The organism is Methylobacterium sp. Leaf102, from assembly GCF_001422425.1.
Taxonomy (GTDB): domain Bacteria; phylum Pseudomonadota; class Alphaproteobacteria; order Rhizobiales; family Beijerinckiaceae; genus Methylobacterium.
Window position 1 is genome coordinate 517,246 of sequence record NZ_LMMX01000023.1, and the last position, 19,117, is coordinate 536,362.

Consider the following 19,117-nt stretch of genomic DNA (forward strand, 5'->3'; position numbering starts at 1 on the left):
GCTTGCGTGCGTTCGGGCGCGCTGACACAGTCGGCGCAATGGGTTGACGGGCGCCAAGCCCGCGCCCGACGGCACGGGAGCGAGGCGTGAGCCAGGATACGCAGGTGCGCACGCATCTATGCGGGATTCGAACGGCCTGGACGGATGCGTCCGAGGCGGGCCGCGCCGTATCCGAGATCGCCGCCGCCCTCGGCCCCGCCGAGCTGTCGCAGATCGTGGTGTTCTTCTCGTCCGATGTCTGCGTCGAGACCCTCAATCACGCTCTGACGAAGCACTTCCCCGGTGTGCCGGTCGCCGGCTGCACCATGTCGGGCGGGATCAGCCCGGCCGGGGGCCTCGCCCGAGGCCTCGTGCTCATCGCGTTTCCCATGGCCGGCTTTCGCATCGTCTCCGCGGTGCTCGACGCCATCGATCACCTCGACGTCGCCCGCACCGCCGCCGCCGTCCGCGCCCTGCGGCGCACCCTCGGCGGCGAGGCCGGCGAGCCGCCCCAGGGCGGGCGCTTCGCCCTCTCCCTCATCGACGGGCTCGCCAATGCCGAGGAGACCGTGGTCTCGGCCATCGCCTGGGCCCTCGACGGCATTCCGCTGGTGGGCGGGTCCGCCGGCGACGGCCTCGATTTCCGGGAGGCGACGCTCCTGCACGGCGGTGCGATCCACCGGCGGGCGGCGGTGCTGCTCCTCGTGGAGACCGATTACCCGACGCAGATCTTCAAGAGCGACAACTTCGAACCGACGACGACGAAGTTCGTGGTGACGGCCTCCGACGACGAGCGCCGCATCGTCTACGAGCTCAACGCCGAGCCGGCGGCGCGGGAATACGCCATGGCGGTGGGGCTCGACCCCGAAGGGCTCTCGCCGATGAGCTTTGCCGCCTATCCGTTGGCCGTTCGAATCGGCGGCGAGTATTTCTGCCGCTCGATCCGGCGCCTCGATCCGGAGAACGGGTCGCTCAGCTTCTTCTGCGCCATCGACGAGGGGGTGGTGCTCACCCTCGCCCGGCCGCGCGACATCGTCGCCGCCACCCGGGCCGAACTCGAACGCCTGGAGACGCAACTCGGCGGCATCGACCTCGTGATCGGGTTCGACTGCATCCTGCGCCGCCTCGACGCCGAGCACGCGCAAGGGCGCCACGGCATCTGCGACCTCTATCGGCGCTACGACGTCGTCGGCTTCGAGACCTACGGCGAGCAGTACCGGGCCATGCACCTCAACCAGACCTTCACGGGGATCGCCATCGGGCGGCGGCCGCTGCCGTGAGCGGTCCCCCGGATCCGGAGAGCGCGCAGCGCATCGCCAAGCTCGAGCGCATCAACGCGGCGCTGATGGCCCATGTCGAGCGCAGCATGGACCAGCAGGGCAGCGCTTATTCGCTGTTCCAGACGGCGATCATGCTGGAGGGCCGGGTCCGGTCGCGGACGGAGGAACTGACCGGGCTGATGCACAGCCTGGAGCGGTCCAACACGGCCCTGGTCGCGGCGAAGGAGGAGGCCGAGACGGCCAATCGCTCGAAGACCCGCTTCCTCGCCGCCGCCAGCCACGACCTGCTCCAGCCCCTCAACGCCGCCCGCCTCTCGGCCTCGGCCCTCGCCGACATGTCCCTCGGCCCGGACGCCCGGGCGATCTCGGGCCAGATCGAGCGCGGGCTGCAGACCATCGAGGACCTGATCAAGACCCTCCTGGACATCTCGAAGCTCGATGCCGGGGTGGTGCACCCCGTGATCCGGCCCGTGCGCCTCGCCGATCTCCTCGACGGCATCGCGGCGAGCTTCCGGCACACCGCCGAGGGCAAGGGCCTGCGCCTGCACGTGCGCGGGGCGGACCGCATGGTGGTGAGCGACCCGGTGATGCTCGGGCGCATCGTCCGGAATCTCGTCTCCAACGCCCTGCGCTACACCACCTCCGGCGGCGTCCTCCTCGCCGTGCGGTCGCGCGGTGAGGCGTGCCGGATCGAGGTCATCGACACCGGCTGCGGGATCGTTCCGGCCGAGCGCGCGCTGGTGTTCGAGGAATTCTATCGCGGACAGGCCGAGACACGGGATTGCGAGCCCGGCCTCGGTCTCGGGCTCTCCATCGTGCAGCGCATGGCGGCGGCCCTCGGCCATCCCCTCGCCCTCGCCTCCCGCCCCGGCCACGGCACCCGCGTCAGCCTGACCGTGCCCGTGAGCGCCGCCGCGCCGGCCCCCGAGGCGCGCGTCGGCCCCGTGGCCACGCGTCTGACCGGCGCCCGGATCCTCGTCGTGGAGAACGATCCGGCCACGGCCGACGCCCTCGCCCGCCTCCTGCGCAACTGGGACGCCGAGGTGTTCGTCTTCCGCGATCTCGCCGGGGTCGCGGCGGCGGACCTCCGGCCGGACCTGCTCATCCTCGACTATCACCTCGACAACGGCGCCTGCGGCCTCGCCGTCGCCGAGCACTTTCGCGACACGGCCGGGCGCGTCCCGCCCGTCATCGTCACCACCGCCGACCACGGCGCCGCCATCGCGGCCGAGGTGGAGGCCCTGGGGGCCGAACTCGTCCACAAGCCGACCCGGCCGGCGCAGCTGCGCGCCCTTCTCACCGCCCTGCTGGCGGAAGCGGCGTTTTCCTCGCCTCCAACCGCCTGCTAGACGGTCGCGTATGACCACCGATCGCACCCCACCGCTCGTCCGCTTCGCACCTTCGCCCACGGGCTACCTGCACCTCGGCAATGCCCGGCCGGCGCTGCTCAACGCCCTGTTCGCGCGGACCCATGGCGGGCGCTTCCTCCTGCGCCTCGACGACACCGACCGGGAGCGCTCGACGCAGGAATTCGCCGAGGCCGTCGAGACGGATCTCGCTTGGCTCGGCATCGTGCCCGACTTGCGCGCCCGCCAGTCCGACCGGTCGGCGATCCACGATGCGGCGGCCGAACGTCTCAAGGCCGCGGGGCGGCTCTACCCCTGCTACGAGACCCAGGACGAGCTGGAGCGCCGGCGTCGGCGCCAGCTCGGGCGCGGCCAGCCGCCGATCTACGACCGGGCGGCGCTCGGCCTGACGGAGGCCGAGCGCGCCGCCCTCGAGGCCGAGGGGCGCACGCCGCATTGGCGGTTCAAGCTCGAACCCCGCACGGTGGGCTGGATCGACCTCGTGCGCGGCGAGGCCCATGTCGATTGCGCCTCCCTGTCCGATCCCGTGCTGATCCGGGCCGACGGCACCTACCTCTACACCCTGCCCTCCGTGGTGGACGACGCCGACCTCGGTGTGACCCACGTGATCCGGGGCGAGGACCACGTCACCAACACCGGCGTTCAGGTGCAGCTCTTCGAGGCCCTGGGGCATCCGGTCCCGGTCTTCGGCCACCACAATCTGCTGACCACGGCGGACGGGGAGGGGCTGTCGAAGCGCCTCGGTCACCTGTCCCTGCGGGGGTTGCGCGAGGCCGGCTACGAGCCGGCGGCCGTGCGGTCGCTCGCGGTCCTCACCGGGTCGGCCGAGGCCGTGCGGGCGGTGGCGTCGATGGACGAGCTGGCGAGCCTCGTCGACCTCGCCCACATCTCGCGGGCACCCGCCAAGTTCGATCCGCACGAGCTCGACGGCCTCAACGCCCGGCTCATCCACGCCATGCCGGTGGGCGAGGTCCGCGCCCGCCTCCTAGCCCTCGGCGTGCCGGAAGACGTGCTGGAGCCGTTCTGGCTCGGCGTGCGGGCCAACCTCGCCAAGGTCGCCGAGGCCGGGGATTGGTGGCGTGTCGTGACCGGACCCGTCACGCCCGTGATCGCCGACCTGGCCTTCATCGCAACGGCCGTCGATGTCCTGCCGGACGAGCCCTGGGACGGGGAGACGTGGAAGGCCTGGACCGGCGCCGTGAAGGCACGCACGGGCGCCAAGGGCAAGGCGCTGTTCATGCCCTTACGCCTCGCCCTGACCGGCCTGGAGCACGGCCCGGACCTGGCGGGGCTCCTGCCCCTCATCGGCCGCGCGCGGGTGCTGGAGCGGCTGGCGGGCGCGCGAACCCTCTAACCGCGTGGACGGAAGCGCATCCCGGGCGGCCCTCCCGTTGCCGTGGGCGTGTGCGACGCCCGCGATATCACCCCGGCCCTCGATCCCAACGCGCCTCGCGCCGGTGGAACCGTCATGCCCCCTCGCCCCAAGGTCGTCGCCTTCGACATCATCGGCACGGTGTTCAGCATGAGCCGATGCGGCCCGCGCTGGTCGCGTTGGGCCTGCCGCCCCTCGCCCTGGACTTCCTCTACCCCGCCGGACTGCGGGACACCTTCGCGTTGGCGGCGACCGGCACCTTCGCGCCCTTCCAGTCCGTGCTGTCGGGGTGCCTCGACGAGTTGATCGCCATGCAGGGCCTGGAGACCGCCCCGGAGCGCAGGCAGGCCGTCCTCGACATGATGAAGAGCCTTCCCCCGCACGAAGACGCCGGGGCCGCATTCCGGGTTCTCGCCGAAGCCGGCATTCGGATCTTCGCGTTGAGCAATGGCGCGGCCGGCACCACGCAGGGCCTGCTCGCCGCGGCGGGCCTGGCGGATCTCGTCGAGCGGGTTCTTTCCGTCGAGGACGTGAAGCTCGCAAAGCCACGCGCCGAGGTCTACCTCCACGCCGCACGGGCGGCCGGGGTCGCTCCGGGCGACATGGCCCTCATCGCGACCCATCCGTGGGATCTCCACGGCGCCATGGCCGCCGGCCTCACGGCGGGCTACGTCGCGCGCGGCCGTCCGTACTCGCCCGCCCTGCGGGCGCCGGACATCACCGGGGAGACCTTGCTGGACGTCGCCACGGCGGTGGTGCGGAGCCCGTCGTTCGAACCGGCGCCGGATGCTCGTCCCCGACCGTGAACCTCCCGCGCGGCGGCACACTCGCCGGGGTCTGCGCGTTGTGCGTGCGGAGGTTCGGCCCCTCGGGTCCGGGCCCGTGGGGTCCGGGTGCGGAGCGGGAGGTTCAGGATGGTCCCAAGTCCGGTGCGGATGGCCGCGATCCTCGCGGCGACCCTGATGGGCGGCTCCGCCCGGGCGCTCGACGGCGGCCCGGCCCCGGAGCCGCAGGCCGCCGAGATCGCGACGGCCGGATGTGGGCGCGGCGACTGGGCCGCGCAGGTCGCCGCCTGCTCGCTGCTGCTGCGCGACAGGCCGTCGGATGCGAACGCCGAGACGGCCGACCTGCATCGCCGCCGCGCGATGGCCCTCCTCAAGCTCGGGCAACTCGCCGAGGCGGTGACCGATCTGGGAGAGGCGCTCAAGGGGGCTTCGACCTCGGATCTCTACTGGTGGCGCGCACACACCCTGCGACGCCTCGGGCGGACGGACGAGGCGATTCGCGACTACACCGAAGCCCTCAGGCTGACCCCGAACCAGCCCGCTCTCCTCAGCAATCGGTGCGGCGCCCAGGCGGATGGACTGCACCTCGATCGCGCCCTGGAGGATTGCAACGCGGCCCTCACGCTCATGCCGTCCTACGCCGATGCGCTGGGCAACCGCTGCTTCGTGCTGTTCCGGCAGGGGCGGGTCGCGCAGGCGCGACGCGATTGCGACACGGCGATCGGCCTCGTCCCGGCCGATCCCGCCATCCTCTCGATCCGGGCGGCCGTTCTGAATCAGATGGGCGAGAAGGAGGCCGCCCTCGCCGACATCGACGAGGCCCTTCGGATCGATCCGCGCAGGGCCGACAGCCATGTCCTGCGGGCCGGACTTCTGTTCGACCGGCACGATGCTGCCGGCGTTCTGGCGGCGGTGGACGCGGCCCTGCGCCTCGATCCGCGCAACAAGGAGGCGTTCCTCTGGCGCGCCAACGTCCTCAACAACACCGGCGCGCCGGACCGGGGCATCGCCGCCTGCGACGCGGCGATCGCCATCGATCCGTCCTACGCCCTCGCGTACTTCAACCGCGCCGTCGGTCACGCGGTCCGCGGGGAGCGGGATCGCGCGCTGGCCGATCTCGACACGTCCCTGCGCCTCGATCCGACCTACGCCCCGGCCTACCTCAACCGCGGGATCGCGCACCGGGGCAGGGGCGAGCCCGCCGCCGCGATCGCGGATTTCGACGCGTATCTGCGCCGCCAGCCGGACGGCGTCCTGGCCCTCTACGATCGAAGTCTCGCTAAGCGCGACCTCAAGGACTGGAGCGGCGCCCTGGCCGATGTGAACCGGGCGCTCGCGCTCGATCCGGGCATCGCGCTCGCCTATCAGGTGCGCGCCGGGCTCTACGAGCACTTCCGAGACGGTGCTCGGGCCGAGGCGGATTTCGCACGGGCTCTCCAGTTGGCGACGGATGCCACCGTGCGGGCCGTCACCCTGTACAACCGGGCCCTGATGTGGCGGCGCCGGAACGAATCCGTGCGGGCGATCGGCGACTTCAACGACGCCCTGACCCTGCGGCCGCACTGGGCCGAAGCGCTGTTCGAGCGCAGCATCGCCTACGGCCAGAAAGGCGACGTCGCGCGTGCCCGCGCCGATCTCGACAGGGCGCTCGGTCTCAAGCCGGACTTGCGCGACCACCCGCGCTTCGCGCGGGCGCGCGGCCTGGCCGACGGGACGCTATCCGGCATCGATGTGCCGGACTCCGAATTGTAGGGGCCTCGACCGGGCGGCCCGGCGGGCTTCGGCCGATGGCCTATGCCGCCCCCGACACCCGCCGCATCGCTCCCGCCCGCGGATGGGCCGCGTCGAACGCGTCCATCAGACGGGCGGCGTCGATCTTGGTGTAGAGCTGGGTGGTCGACAGCGAGGCGTGGCCGAGCAGCTCCTGGATCGCCCGCAACTCGCCCTGGCGGCCGAGCAGGTGGGTGGCGAAGGAGTGGCGCAGGGCGTGCGGCGTCGCGCTCGGCGGCAGGCCCAGCGCGCCGCGCATGGACGCGACGGCGTATTGGATGATGCGGGGCGAGAGCGGGCCGCCCTTGGCGCCGACGAAAAGCGGTCCCTCCGGGTCGAGGCTGTAGGGACAGGCGGTGAGGTAGGCCGCCACCGCCTGCTGCACGGCGGGCAGCACCGGCACCATCCGCATCTTGGATCCCTTGCCGATGACGGTGATCGAATCCGTCCCCGACAGGGGCGCATCCTTGGCGGTGAGGCCGAGCGCCTCCGAGATGCGCAGGCCCGAACCGTAGAGCAGCGCGATTACCGCGGCGTCGCGGGCGATCACCCAGGGCTCGCGGTCCTCGCCGTCCCGCAGCGCCGTGCCGGTCATCGCCCTGGCGGCGGGGATCGGGATCGGCCGCGGCAGGCGGCGCTCGACCTTGGGCGAGCGCACGGCGCCGAGTGCGGCCACGGTGCCGTGGCCCTCGCGGGCGAGGTGCCGGGCGAAGGAGCGCAGGCCCGCGAGCTGGCGCATGAGCGAGCGCCCGCCGATGCCCTCGGCGCGGCGCGCCGCCAGGAATCCGCGCAGGTCGCGGGGCTTCAGGGCGATGAGACCGGGAATGTCGGGGCGGCCGTGCCGGGCCTGCCGGTGCGCGAGGAACTGGCGCAGGTCGCGGGCATAGGCCTCCGCGGTGTTGCCCGACATCCGGCGCTCGCGCAGCAATTCGTCCTGCCAGGTGCCGAACGCGGTTCGGAGGGCCGCATCACCCGGGAAGGCCAGGGTCTCGGACGCGCGCAAGGCCTCCAGGGCGGCCAGGGTGTCCGGCGGGGGCGGCGTCGGCTGGAGCATGGGGGCGATCCTGGAGGGCTCGGCCGCCCACTCAACGCGCCCTTGGTTGAGGCTCCGTTGACGAAGCGTGACCCCAGCGCCCTTTCCAGCCCGTGGGCCGCCGCCTATCTCGACGGGAACCCCCGCCCATCCAGACCGGATTTCTATGACCCCGACGCGCATCGTCTGCATCCGACACGGCGAATCGACCTTCAACGCCGCCCATCGCCTCACGGGGCGCGACCCCGGCCACATCGATGCCCGCCTGACCGAGCGGGGCCTGGCTCAGGTCGAGGCCGCGCGCACCGGTCTCCACGACATCGCCTTCGACCTCGTGGTGACCTCGCCCCTGACCCGGGCGATTCAGACCACCAAGGGGATCTTCGCCGGCCATCCGGCCAAGCCGAAGATCCTCGTGGAGGTGCTGCACCGGGAATGCCAGGAGAGCAGCTGCGACATGGGCCGGGCCGCCTCCGTGCTGGCCGCCGAGTTCCCGGATGTCGCCATCGATCACCTGCCCGAGATCTGGTGGCACGCCGAGGGCGAGCCCGATGCCGAGGGCATCCATGTCGAGCCCCGCACCCTGTTCGACGGTCGCGTGGCGGCGTTTCGCGACTGGCTCGCGGCGCGGCCCGAGCGCACCATCGCGGTGGTCGGACACGGTACGTTCTTCTTTCACCTCACGGGGGTGTGGCTCGACAACTGCGAGACCGTGGACCTCGACCTCGGGGTGGACCGGATCACCCGGCGGGCCTGAGCGGAGCCCGGATCCACGAGCCTGAAAGACGTAAGCGGATCCGGCCTGAGTCAGCCGCCGGTGCCGAAGGCGAGGCCGGTGAGCATGGCGAGGCCCAGCACCAGCACGAAGGCGGCCGCCAGGAGTTCGAGGGCGGCGACCGCCCGCGTGCCGGCTTCGCCGCGCCCGCCGGCGAGGCGCAGGGCGAGCGCCTTGGCGAAGACCGCAAGGCTCGCGAGCGCCCCCGTGGTGAGCGCCGTGCCCAGCGCCATGGCGAAGGTCGCGGCGATGCCGACCCAGAGCATGTTCTGGGACGCCGAGAAGACGAGGATGAGCACCGCCCCGGCGCAGGGGCGGGAGCCCGCCGCGAGCACCACGCCGGCCCGCTCCCGCCACGTGCCGAGGCGGGCCAGCGCGTCGCCGTCCGTGAGGTGAACGTGCCCGCAATCCGGCCCGCACCCCGCCCCCTCGCGCCCGAGGGCGGCCAGATGCCCGGCCTTGCGCCAAGTGACGGCGAGGCCGAGGGCCGCCACGAGGGCGAAGCTCACGGTCTCGATGACGGTGCCGGCCCGGGTCAGGCCGGCGGCGGTGGCGTGGAGGAGCAGGCTGCCGATGCCCACGATGGCGACCGCCACCACGGCCTGCAGCAGGGCGGCGGCGAAGCTCAGGGCGAAACCACGGGCCAGGGCGCGCTCCCCGGCGACGATGTAGCCGGCGATCACCGCCTTGCCGTGGCCGGGGCCGGCCGCATGGAACACGCCGTAGCTGAAACCGAGAAGCAGCATCGGCCCCCAGGCGCCGCCGGCCTTGATGGCCTGGAGCGCGCCCTGGAGGCTGCGGGAGAAGCTCGCCTGGAGGGCCAGGATCCAGCCGCCGAGGCCCGTGGCCGAGGGCGCCGCCTCGCGAAAACCGATGCCGAAGGGCGAGCGCGGCGGGGGCGCCGCCACGTCCGGCCCGATGACGAGCATGAGGCCGGCGAGCAATCCGGCGGCGAGCGCCGTCGCACCGGCGGCAAGGATCAAGCGCCGACCGAGGAGGCCCGGCGGCCGTGCCGCGACGGCAACGCCTACGGACACGCGACGATGATCCGGTTGGCGAACTGGCTGCCGTAATTCGCCGAGGCGGTCAGTGCCTCGAAGAACGCTTCCGACAGGCCGGGCTTGGCGTCCGCCGTCTTGCCGTCAGGCGTCCTGCCATCAGGCGTCTTGCCCTCGGCCGCCTTGACCGCTTCGGGTTTCGGCCGCGTCACCGTGGCGGCGCAGCCCGTGGGCGCCCCGGTCAGGCGGGCGGCGTCGGTCGCATCGGACAGGCCGAAGGCGACGAAGTAGGTCGGGTCGTACACTTCCAGCGCCGTCACCCCGCGCCCCGGCGCCACGGGCGACTTCAGGGGCAGGAGGAACGTCAGGGTGAGCTTGCCGTCCTCCATCGCCATGCGCGGCTCGGTGGGATCGGAAAAGAGCTGTTCCTTGCCGGCGACCTTGAGCTTGGTGAAGTAGCCGAACTCGGCGAGATTCGCGGTGTTCTCGCGCGCCAGGGACGACAATTCCTCGGGCGAGAACACCCCGTCGCCGTTGGCGTCGAGCCCCTGCACCACGAAGGCCGAATAGGACGCGTCGAAGGTCCAGGCGTTGCGGATTCCGGTGACGCGCCCCCCCTCGCCGTAGGTGATCTCGGCCTTCGTCGAGACCCAGACGTGCGGATGCGCTTCCGCCGGAGGGACGAGCGCAAGGCTCGCGACGAGGGCGGTAAAGCCGGTCAGGAGGTGGGTGAGCGAAGCGGTCGGCATGGCGGGGACGCTCGCGAGTCGTGGTGAAGAAAGTGTAAACGCGGCCCTTTGCCGAGTCTGAGCCTTCGTCGAAAATCGGCCTTCGCTGAAGCCGGGCCGCCTTCATCCATTCCGATTCAGTGGGGCGAAAGCGAGGCGTCGGGGTCCATCGCCGAGGTGCGCGTTACGCCCCCGGGGTCAGTCCCGCCGGGTCAGGGCCGCGATCTCGGCTTCCTCGGCGGCGCTCAGGCCCTGCGGCGCCGGATCAGTGCGGCGGCGCGACAGGCGCCACAGGCCGAAGACCCCGAGGCCGATGGCGGCGAGCGGCGTCAGCCACAGGAGGAGGGTGTGGGCGGCGAAGACCGGGCGCAGGAGCACGTACTCGCCGTAGCGCCCGACCACGTAGGATTCGACCTGTGGGTTCGTGTCGCCCGCCTGGAGGCGCTCGCGCACGATGACGCGCAGGTCGCGGGCCAGCGGCGCATCGGAATCGTCGATGGACTGGTTCTGGCACACGAGGCAGCGCAGGCCCGCGGAGATGTCCCGGGCCCGCACTTCCAGGCCCGCATCCTTCAGAACCTCGTCGGGCTGCACCGCGAGCGCGCCTCCGGCGGAGCCGAGGGCGAGGAGCAGCCCGAGGGCGAGGCGCGGGGCGGCGGTCATTCCGCCGCCGCCATGCTGCCGGCGGGCACGGGCTTCGTCTTGGCACGGGCCGGGGCGCCGACGCGCATGCGCCGGTCGGTGAGGGAAACGGCGCCGCCCAGCGCCATCACCACGGCGCCGAGCCAGATCAGCAGCACGAGGGGCTTGTAGTAGAGGCGCAGGCCGATGCCGCCTTCGGGCAGGACCTCGCCGAGGCTGGCGTAGACCTGACTGACCCCGAGGGTGAGGAGACCGGATTCCGTCACCGTCATCTTGCGGCTCGGGTAGAACCGCTTGCCCGTCTCCACGGTGCCGATCATGTCGCCGCCGGTGTTGCGGATGGTGAGGAAGGCTGTGGTCTCGGAGTAGTTCTCGCCCATGCGCGGGCCGACCCGGTCGAGGGTCGCCACGTAGGGGCCCGAGGCAAGGGATTCGCCGGGCTTCAGGGTCTTCAACCCCTCCGTCGCCCAGCCCTGGGCGGCGATGCCGAGGACCACCACGCCGACGCCCGCATGGGCGAGCGCCGTGCCCCAGGCCGAGCGCGGCAGGCCGATGGCCCGGCGCCAGACCACGGAGGCCTTGCGGGTGCGGCTCGCGCCGTAGCCGCGGGCGCGGGAGACGATCTCCAGCACGGAGCCGATGACGAGGTATGCGCCGAGGCCGATCCCCACGGGGGCCATCATCGGGCCGCCCCAGGTGTAGGCGAGCACGGCCAGGCCCACCACGAGGGCGACGGCCAGCGCCGCGAACAGGCGCTGGGACGCGGCATGCACGTCGCCGCGCTTCCACGCCAGGGTCTGGCCGAAGGGCACGATGAGCAGGAGCGGGATCGCCAGCGGAATGAAGGTGTAGTTGAAGAAGGGTGGACCGACGGAGATCTTCTCCGCCGTCAGCATCTCCAGCAGCAGCGGATAGAGGGTCCCGACGAACACCGTGGCGCAGGCAGCGGCGAGGAACAGGTTGTTCATGACGAGCGCCCCCTCGCGGGAGATCGGCGCGAACAGGCCGCCCTGGCGCAGCATCGGCGCCCGCCACGCGAACAGGGTCAGCGAGCCGCCGATGAACAGGATCAGGATGGCGAGGATGAAGATGCCGCGCGTCGGGTCGGTGGCGAAGGAATGCACCGAGGTCAGCACGCCCGACCGCACGATGAAAGTGCCGAGCAGCGACAGGGAGAAGGTGAGGATGGCGAGGAGCACCGTCCAGACCTTGAGGGCGTCGCGCTTCTCCATCACCACGGTGGAATGCAGGAGCGCCGTGCCGGCGAGCCACGGCATCAGGGAGGCGTTCTCCACCGGATCCCAGAACCACCAGCCGCCCCAGCCGAGCTCGTAATAGGCCCAGTACGAGCCCATGGCGATGCCGAGGGTGAGGAAGCTCCAGGCGGTGAGGGTCCACGGCCGCACGGCCCGCGCCCAGACGGCGTCGATGCGCCCGTCGATGAGGGCCGCGATGGCGAACGCGAAGGTGATCGAGAACCCGACATAGCCGACGTAGAGGAGCGGCGGGTGGATCGCGAGGCCGAAATCCTGCAGCAGCGGGTTGAGATCGTTGCCCTCGGGCGGGGCCGGGCTCACCCGAGCGAACGGGTTCGAGGTCGTGATGATGAACAGCACGAACACGAAGGTGATCAGACCCTGCACCGCGAGGGTGTTGGCCCTGAGCGTCGGCGGAACCGATTCGCGCGCGATCGCAACCAAGGCCCCGAACAGGGCCAGGATGAGGATCCAGAGCAGCATCGAGCCCTCGTGGTTCCCCCACACGCCCGACAGCTTGTAGAGGAAGGGTTTGGCCGTGTGCGAGTTCTCGACCACGTTTTGGACGGAGAAATCCGAGGTGGCGTGGGCGTAGGTGAGCGCCCCGAACGCGAACAGGACGCAGGCGAAGGTGCCGAGCGCGGCCGGCGTCGCCACCGCGCGCAGGGCCTGGTCGCCCGAGCGGGCGGCCCAGACCGGCATCACCGCCTGGACGAGGGAGAGGGCGAGCGCCAGGGCGAGGGCGAAGTGGCCGACTTCGATCAGCACGTGGAGGCGTCCTTCCGGGGGAGCTTGCGCATCATCGCTCGCTGCGCTGACCGAGTGTCTTGTCGGTGATGGCCGTGCTGGCGTCGGCGGGCTTGGTGCCGGCGGGCTTCTCGACCATGCCCTTGCCCTCCTGCCAGCGCCCCTGCGCCTTCAGGGCGTCGGCGACCTCGCGGGGCATGTAGGATTCGTCGTGCTTGGCCAGCACCGTGTCGGCGCGAAACAGGCCGCCGGGCTCGAGGCGGCCCTCCGCCACGATGCCCTGGCCCTCGCGGAACAGGTCGGGCAGCAGGCCGCGATACGCCACCTGCACGGTGGCGTTGGTGTCCGTCACGGCGAATTCCACGGTCTGGTCCGGCCCGCGCTGGAGCGAGCCGTCCTTGACGAGGCCGCCGAGGCGGAACCGGGTGCCGGGTGCGACGCCCTGCGCCGCGACCTCCGTCGGCGAGCGGAAGAACACGATCGATCCGCTCATGGCCGACAGGATCAGTCCGACCGCCAGGGCCAGCACGGCGCCGCAGGCACTGATGAGGATGAGGCGGCGGCTCTTGCGGGTCACGCGGGTCGTCCCGTCTCGGTTGTGGTGTCGCGGGCGCCGGTGGGGCGGGCGTTTCGCCCCCGGCGGCCGGAACCCGTGTTTGGAATGGGCGTAAAGGACGGTGTCGGCCGCGTCGGCGCCCGGGTCAAGGTCGGCGGCCGGGACCGATTGTCAGGGGCGTCCGGCCGCGGCGAGGTCGAGTTCGTGTGCGAGCTCGTCGAGGCGCTCCTTCGCCTGGGGCTCGGGGCTCAGGGCCATGCGAGCCCGGTCGAGGGCCTGGCGCGCCTGGGTTCGCTCGCCGAGGACGGCATAGGAGCGCACCAGACGCAGCCAATCGTCGATGGTGCCGCCCTTGGCCGCCAGGCGCCGGTCGAGGCCCGCGACCATGCCGCGAATCGCCGCGTCCCGCTCGGCCGCCGGCATCGCCTTCACGGCGGCCACCGCCGCCTCGGTGCCGGCCCTGGCCGCATCGGCCTGCGTGGTGTCGGTCTTGGGGGCGTCCCTGGTACCACCGGCCGCGCCGGATCTTTCGGCCTCCGGCTGGCCCGCTCCGTCGCGCGTCAACGCGAATTCACCCGCCAGGGCCTCGAGGCCGCGGAGCGCCGCGGGGTCGGAAGCCAGGGCCGTCCGGGCCCGGGCGAGGGCAGCCCCGGCCTTGTCGCGGTCTCCGAGCACGCCTAGGGAGCGCACGAGGCGCAGCCACTCGTCCGCCGTGCCGCCCTTCTCGGCGAGGCGCTGGTCGAGGCCCGCGACCATGCTGCGGATGGCGGCGTTCCGGCCCTCCGGCGGCATCGCCTGGAGCGATGCGGCGGCGCCCGGATCGGGCGCGGCCCCGGCGCCGGGCCGGGCCACCGGCGCATCACCCTTCGGCGAGACCCCGCCCGTCGGGGAGGCTTCGCCCTTCAGGCGAGCGAGGTTGTCCCGCACCACGGGGAGCCACGGTGCGTCCGCGGGCGCATTCTCGGCGAGGCCCTCCAGGCGCTTGATGGCCAATGGGATATCGCCGTCGAGTTCGGCCGCGCGGGCGAGGTAGAACCGGGGCTTGGCCGCCGTTCCGTCGAGGGCGACGGCGCGCTCGAAGAGCGTCTTGGCCTGGGGCGAGATCACGCCGTTGTTGCCGGCGATCACGGCCTCGCCCCAATCGGACAGGCGCTGCGAGGTCTCGCCGAGGGTGCGGGCGGCGGCCTCGTAGGCGTGGGCCGCATCGTCGAACCGGCCCATCCGCATGTAGACGGGGGCGAGCACGGCCCAGCCCCGCCCGTCCGTAGGATTGCTGGCGAGCCGCGCCTCGATCTGGCCGATGGCGTTGAGGAGATCCTGTCCGCCGTTCTCCGCCGCCTGCCGCTCGACCGCGCTCTGCGCCGGCATGTGCGGCGAGCCGTAGAGTCCGTAGGCGATGAGGGCGACCAGCGGGATCGTCGACAGGGCGAAGGCAGAGGCGGCGCGGCGCTGGCGCAGGGCCGGCTCGGCGATGCCGGGGACGAGGGGAACGCCCACGCGGTTGGCCCGCAGGAGCCGGCGGCCGGCTTCCGTGCGCGCCGCTTCGGCCTCGGGCGCGGCGATGAGGCCGCGCGTCAGATCGCGCTCGATCTCGCGCAGCTGGTCCTCGTAGAACCCCGTCTCCATCGCCATGGCGCCGGCATCCGGGGCCGTCGACGGATTGGCCCGACGCGACATCGGCCAGAGCAGGGCGAGCACCGCCGCGCCGGTCATGAGCGCCAGAATGAACCAGAGTGCCGTCATCACGCCTCGAAACACTGTGCGACCGCATGTAAGGCCACGCTGTGGTCCCTACGATGCAGGCTTCGGGCGACACGGTGTCACGCGAAGGCCGGCGCTGGATCGACCTTAACCGTATGGAGCACGACGGCAAACCGTGTGACCCCAAGGAATTCCCGTCAGGCGTGCGGCGCGGCCCCGGCCGGCGCGTCGCCCGGCACCTCGATCACCGCGCGCAGGCCCCCGAGGCTCGCCGCCTCCAGGCGGAGCCGGCCGCGATAGAGGGTGGCGAGATCGGCCACGATGGAGAGCCCGAGGCCCGAGCCCGGCTTGGTCTCGTCGAGGCGCCGGCCGCGCCCGAGGACGGCGTCGCGGTCCTCGGGGGCGAGGCCCGGCCCGTCATCCTCGATGGACACCATCAGGTGGGGATAATCGTCCTGCGCCACCGCTTCGGCCCGGATCGAGACCCGGCCGGCGGCCCATTTCGAGGCGTTGTCGACGAGGTTGCCGATCATCTCCTCGAAATCCTGGCGCTCGCCGCGAAAGCGCAGGCCGGGCGGCACGTGGACCGCGTAGGCGATGTCCTTGTCGCGGTAGATCTTGCCGAAGGTGCGCACCAGCCCGGCGAGCGCCGGCTCGACCTCCGTGGAGGTGCCGAGGGTGCCGGCGAGGGCCGCGGCCCGCGCCCGGTCGAGGTGGTAGTTCACCTGATCGCGCATCACGGCGGCCTGCTCGCGGATCTTGGCCGAGAGGTCGCCGGGGGCGTCGGCCGCGCCGACCTCGTTGACGATGATCGAGAGCGGCGTCTTCAGGGCGTGGGCGAGGTTGCCGACCTGGGTGCGGGCACGTTCCAGGATCTCGCGGTTGGTCTCGATGAGCAGGTTCACCTCGCCGGCGAGCGGCGCGATGTCGCGCGGGTACTCGCCGGTGATCCGGTCGGACTCGCCCCGGCGGATGGCGCCGAGCGCGTTGCGGAGCTTGGCCAGCGGGGCGAGGCCGAAGCGGATCTGCAGCAGGGTGGTCAGGGCCAGGGACAGGCCCAGCAGCCCGAAGGTCACCATCAGGGAGAAGCGGAAGCGCCCGACATCGTTGGCGATCTCGTCGGCCGGGCCGGCGACGCGCACGGTGTAGCGGCCCTCCTCGCCGAGATCGACGTCGCGCTCGATGACCCGCAGGGGGCGTTCGTCCTGCGCCCGGCCGTAGCCCTGACGGATCTGGCCGACGCCGGCGGTGGTGTCGGGCGTGCTGGCGGCCTTGAGCGGCACGCCGACGAGGGAGCGCGAGGTGCGCAGGTCCCGGGGCTTCGCATCGGGGCGCCCGATCTGCCAGTACCAGCCCGACAGGGGCAGGTCGAAGCGCGGATCGCTCAGGGTGAAGGAGCGGCTCTCGGGATCGTTGGGCGAGACGAGATCCGTGGCGAGGTTGTTGGCGTAGACCAGCAGCCGGCTGTCGAAGGCCCGTTCGGTGTTCTCGCGGTACAGGGTCGTGAGGATGCCGGCGGCGATGAGCAGGATCGCCGAACTCGCCAGCAGGGCGGATGTGGCGAGCCGCACGGCGATGGAGCGCCGGCGCAGGGGAAGCCAGGCGGGAAACGGGCTCATGCGGGGGAGGAGATCATGCGGCGGCGCGGCTCATGCGGGTCTCGTCGTCGTGGTCCGGGGCCGCGCGCGACGGCTGAACGGTGACGCGTTCCGTCTGTACATCATCCGAACGGAGATTCGACGATGAGCCTCGATATCCAAGATCCCGAGACGGAGCGGCTGGTCCAGACCCTGGCGGCGCGCAGGGGCATTTCTTCCGATGAGGCGATCAAGCTCGCCGTCGGCAACGAATCGCGGCGCGCGGACCAGACGCAGAGCTTATGGGAGCGAATCCGGCCGATTCGGGAGGGGATCGCGGCCTCTCCTCCGACGGGTCTCGTTGCCGACAAGGCGTTCTACGACGGTCTCGGTGGGGGACGGCTCACTGTGTTCCCGGACGATGCAAACACGATCCGTCGCGGTTACAGCACCGGACTGGACGCGGACGCCGCGGCAAACAGACGGTTATCCCACCAGCACGGTTGATGGTCCCCCACGGTGATCTTGGAAAAATCAGTATGCTCCGGGTTGATGAGAATGTTGTGGCTGACCCGTGCGACCACGCTCGGGACGAACAGCAGCAGCGACCGGCGTGACCTGTGCCAGGCCTCGCCGAAGGCCTTGGACGCGATGCAATCCGGATGATCCCAACCCGGCACCGCAGGTTGCGCCAGCATTTCGTACGAGAGGCCGGCCGACAGCAGGATCTCGACGTAGTGCTGGTTCGGCGGGAGCTGGCCACTGCCGTGCACGAGCTTTTCGAGCATGGAGGTCGCGTAATCGGCCGCCGCGTAGATCATCGGGCTCGCGGGCGTATTCCAGCGGCCCGGGAAGAGGCGGGCGCCCGTCGCGTCGAAGATCCTGTAATCCCCATCGGGATCTCCGATCCGATAGGCTTTCCGCGCCTGGACGAGGGTCTGCCCTTTCACGCCGCGGAGCCATACTTGAGCTGGCCGAGAACAGCCTCCACCCGCGGCCCACCGAACTCGGATTCGAGGACAATATCGAGGGGCGGGCGGTTCTCGAGAAGGGCATGAGCCCGGTGCAGGAAGTCGCGGGCGGCGGCGTCCGTCTTCCAGACATCGCGCGCCATCGCCCACACTCTCGCGAGGCGTACCACCTTCGCGCCTTCCTGGGCGGTCAGCTTGCCTCTCGTTTCGGCACGGCGTCGGTTGAGGGTAGCGCGCGCGACGAGGTTGAATGCGAAGGCGCGGTCGTCGGGCGCGACGGCGGCCGCCAATCGATCAACCGACGCAATCGGCAAGCCCGCGACGACCTGGGCGATGACGGCCGCTTCCGTGGTCTCGCCGGAACGCGGTCGTTCGACGCCGAGAACGTCGGCGACGGCTGCTCCACTGGCCATGCTATGCTCCTGTCTCATCTGAGACAGATATGAGGCTCATATGAGCCGAGCGCAAGCCGTCGCTTCTCACACCCGCGGCGGCGGTTGCGTCGGGTCCACGAGATACCCCAGGCCGCGCACGGTCTGGATCAGGTCCACGGCGAGTTTCTTGCGCAGGCGCCCGACGAACACCTCGATGGTGTTGGAATCGCGGTCGAAATCCTGGTCGTAGAGGTGCTCGGTGAGTTCGGCGCGCGAGACCACCCGGCCGGTGTGGTGCATGAGGTAGGACAGCAGCCGGTACTCGTGGCTCGTGAGCTTGACGGGGTTGCCGTCGACGAACACCCGCCCCGAGCGGGTGTCGAGGACCACGGGGCCGCAGGCGATCTGGCTCGTGGCATGGCCGGCGGCGCGCCGGAGGAGGGCGCGCACCCGGGCCAGCAGCTCCTCCATGTGGAACGGCTTCGTCACGTAGTCGTCGGCGCCGGCGTCGAAGCCGTCGACCTTGTCCGACCAGCGGTCGCGGGCGGTCAGGATGATGACGGGCGTCTTGATGCCGGCCCGCCGCCATTTCTGGAGAACGCTGACCCCGTCGGCCTTGGGCAGGCCCATGTCGAGGATGATGGCGTCGTAGGGTTCGCTCTCGCCGAGGTAGCCGCCCTCCTCGCCGTCGAACGCCTTGTCGGCGACGTAGCCGGCCTCCTCCAGGGCGTTGACCACCTGCCGGTTGATGTCCCGGTCATCCTCGACGACGAGCAGACGCACGGTCCCGCACTCCTCTAATTCGCTTTGGTCAGGGGCCGCTGATCTCGCCCGTGGTGGCATCGACCATGACGTGGACGAACTGCCCGTCCCGGCGCAAGGCCGTGAGCAGGTAGACCAGGGTTTCCTCGTGCCGGCACAGGCGGGCGCGCTGGATCTCGGCCCGTGGGATCACCTTGCGGGCGGCCCGGATGGCGGCCACGGGCTCGATCACGCGCTTGTCGGCCACGGCCTCGCGCAGGTCGGCCGCGTTGAGGCAGGTGTCGGGGCGCGGCGTCACCTGAACCGGCGCCACGATGGCAGCCCCCGTGGTCTCCTCGGCCTGCGTGCCGATCGAGCCCGTCGCGAAACCCGCGACGGCGAGGCCGATCAGCAGCAGGGCGAGGAGGATGCGCATGAACCACGGGATAGGGAGGGGGCACTGAA

19 protein-coding genes are annotated in these 19,117 nt (G+C 71.6%); 7 read left to right on the plus strand and 12 right to left on the minus strand.

Translation table 11 applies throughout. The features are described from left to right. Positions 1–86 precede the first annotated feature (86 nt). From ASF27_RS13900 to ASF27_RS13920, 5 genes are all read left to right on the plus strand, one after another. Positions 87–1,259 carry an FIST N-terminal domain-containing protein gene (locus ASF27_RS13900; RefSeq protein ID WP_056360843.1) on the plus strand — a complete coding sequence of 391 codons (1,173 nt, stop codon included), beginning with the start codon at positions 87–89 and terminating at the stop codon, positions 1,257–1,259. A gap of 65 nt (positions 1,260–1,324) precedes the next feature. Then, positions 1,325–2,608 (plus strand): hybrid sensor histidine kinase/response regulator, encoded by a 1,284-nt coding sequence (locus ASF27_RS13905; protein WP_082479137.1) that lies wholly within the window; start codon positions 1,325–1,327, stop codon positions 2,606–2,608. 10 nt (positions 2,609–2,618) lie between these two features. After that, positions 2,619–3,980, plus strand: a complete 1,362-nt coding sequence (gltX, locus tag ASF27_RS13910) for a glutamate--tRNA ligase (protein WP_056360850.1) — start codon at positions 2,619–2,621, stop codon at positions 3,978–3,980. A 176-nt stretch (positions 3,981–4,156) separates the two neighbouring features. Continuing rightward, positions 4,157–4,804, plus strand: coding sequence for an HAD family hydrolase (locus ASF27_RS13915; RefSeq protein WP_244473809.1), 648 nt, complete (start codon positions 4,157–4,159; stop codon positions 4,802–4,804). Positions 4,805–4,912: 108 nt separating this feature from the next. Then, entirely contained in the window at positions 4,913–6,535 is a 1,623-nt protein-coding gene (locus ASF27_RS13920) for a tetratricopeptide repeat protein (RefSeq protein WP_156467520.1), read from the plus strand. A gap of 40 nt (positions 6,536–6,575) precedes the next feature. Here ASF27_RS13920 and ASF27_RS13925 read toward each other — a convergent pair whose 3' ends face one another. Beyond that, on the minus strand, positions 6,576–7,607 hold the full coding sequence (locus ASF27_RS13925) for a tyrosine recombinase XerC (RefSeq protein ID WP_082479095.1): 1,032 nt from the start codon (positions 7,605–7,607) through the stop codon (positions 6,576–6,578). Positions 7,608–7,752: 145 nt separating this feature from the next. Here ASF27_RS13925 and ASF27_RS13930 point away from each other — a divergent pair, with 145 nt between their 5' ends. Next, a complete protein-coding gene (locus ASF27_RS13930) occupies positions 7,753–8,343 on the plus strand; it encodes a histidine phosphatase family protein (protein WP_056360855.1) in 591 nt (196 codons plus the stop codon). 50 nt (positions 8,344–8,393) lie between these two features. Here the strand turns inward: ASF27_RS13930 and ASF27_RS13935 are convergent, their stop codons facing one another. From ASF27_RS13935 to ASF27_RS13965, 7 genes are all read right to left on the minus strand, one after another. Next, complete coding sequence (locus ASF27_RS13935) at positions 8,394–9,398, minus strand: nickel transporter (RefSeq protein ID WP_056360858.1); 1,005 nt, start codon at positions 9,396–9,398, stop codon at positions 8,394–8,396. After that, positions 9,389–10,108, minus strand: coding sequence for a DUF1007 family protein (locus tag ASF27_RS13940; protein WP_056360861.1), 720 nt, complete (start codon positions 10,106–10,108; stop codon positions 9,389–9,391). The genes ASF27_RS13935 and ASF27_RS13940 overlap by 10 nt, the downstream gene beginning before the upstream one ends. A 177-nt stretch (positions 10,109–10,285) precedes the next feature. Next, a complete protein-coding gene (locus tag ASF27_RS13945; RefSeq protein ID WP_056360865.1) occupies positions 10,286–10,750 on the minus strand; it encodes a cytochrome c-type biogenesis protein in 465 nt (154 codons plus the stop codon). Continuing rightward, the gene (locus ASF27_RS13950; protein WP_056306210.1) at positions 10,747–12,753 is read right to left on the minus strand and encodes a heme lyase CcmF/NrfE family subunit; all 2,007 of its coding nucleotides are present in this window, start codon (positions 12,751–12,753) and stop codon (positions 10,747–10,749) included. Before ASF27_RS13950 ends, ASF27_RS13945 begins: the two co-directional genes overlap by 4 nt. Positions 12,754–12,784: 31 nt before the next feature. Next, a complete protein-coding gene (ccmE, locus tag ASF27_RS13955; RefSeq protein WP_056266882.1) occupies positions 12,785–13,309 on the minus strand; it encodes a cytochrome c maturation protein CcmE in 525 nt (174 codons plus the stop codon). Between the two features lie 150 nt (positions 13,310–13,459). After that, positions 13,460–15,031 (minus strand): c-type cytochrome biogenesis protein CcmI, encoded by a 1,572-nt coding sequence (gene ccmI / locus ASF27_RS13960; protein ID WP_056360869.1) that lies wholly within the window; start codon positions 15,029–15,031, stop codon positions 13,460–13,462. A 155-nt stretch (positions 15,032–15,186) separates the two neighbouring features. Then, a complete protein-coding gene (locus ASF27_RS13965) occupies positions 15,187–16,608 on the minus strand; it encodes a sensor histidine kinase (protein WP_056360872.1) in 1,422 nt (473 codons plus the stop codon). Between the two features lie 123 nt (positions 16,609–16,731). Between ASF27_RS13965 and ASF27_RS21625 the strand changes: the two genes are divergently transcribed. Further along, positions 16,732–17,073: a type II toxin-antitoxin system VapB family antitoxin gene (locus ASF27_RS21625; protein ID WP_082479097.1), complete on the plus strand. Its 342-nt coding sequence runs from the start codon at positions 16,732–16,734 to the stop codon at positions 17,071–17,073. Here ASF27_RS21625 and ASF27_RS13970 read toward each other — a convergent pair. The 4 genes from ASF27_RS13970 to ASF27_RS13985 form a co-directional block, all read right to left on the minus strand. After that, entirely contained in the window at positions 17,010–17,516 is a 507-nt protein-coding gene (locus tag ASF27_RS13970; protein WP_056360876.1) for an RES domain-containing protein, read from the minus strand. The genes ASF27_RS21625 and ASF27_RS13970 overlap by 64 nt on opposite strands. Then, positions 17,513–17,950 (minus strand): antitoxin Xre/MbcA/ParS toxin-binding domain-containing protein, encoded by a 438-nt coding sequence (locus ASF27_RS13975; protein WP_056172799.1) that lies wholly within the window; start codon positions 17,948–17,950, stop codon positions 17,513–17,515. Before ASF27_RS13975 ends, ASF27_RS13970 begins: the two co-directional genes overlap by 4 nt. Before the next feature lie 66 nt (positions 17,951–18,016). Continuing rightward, complete coding sequence (locus ASF27_RS13980; protein ID WP_056172801.1) at positions 18,017–18,694, minus strand: response regulator transcription factor; 678 nt, start codon at positions 18,692–18,694, stop codon at positions 18,017–18,019. Positions 18,695–18,722: 28 nt separating this feature from the next. After that, entirely contained in the window at positions 18,723–19,088 is a 366-nt protein-coding gene (locus tag ASF27_RS13985; protein WP_056306202.1) for a PepSY domain-containing protein, read from the minus strand. Positions 19,089–19,117 lie beyond the last annotated feature (29 nt).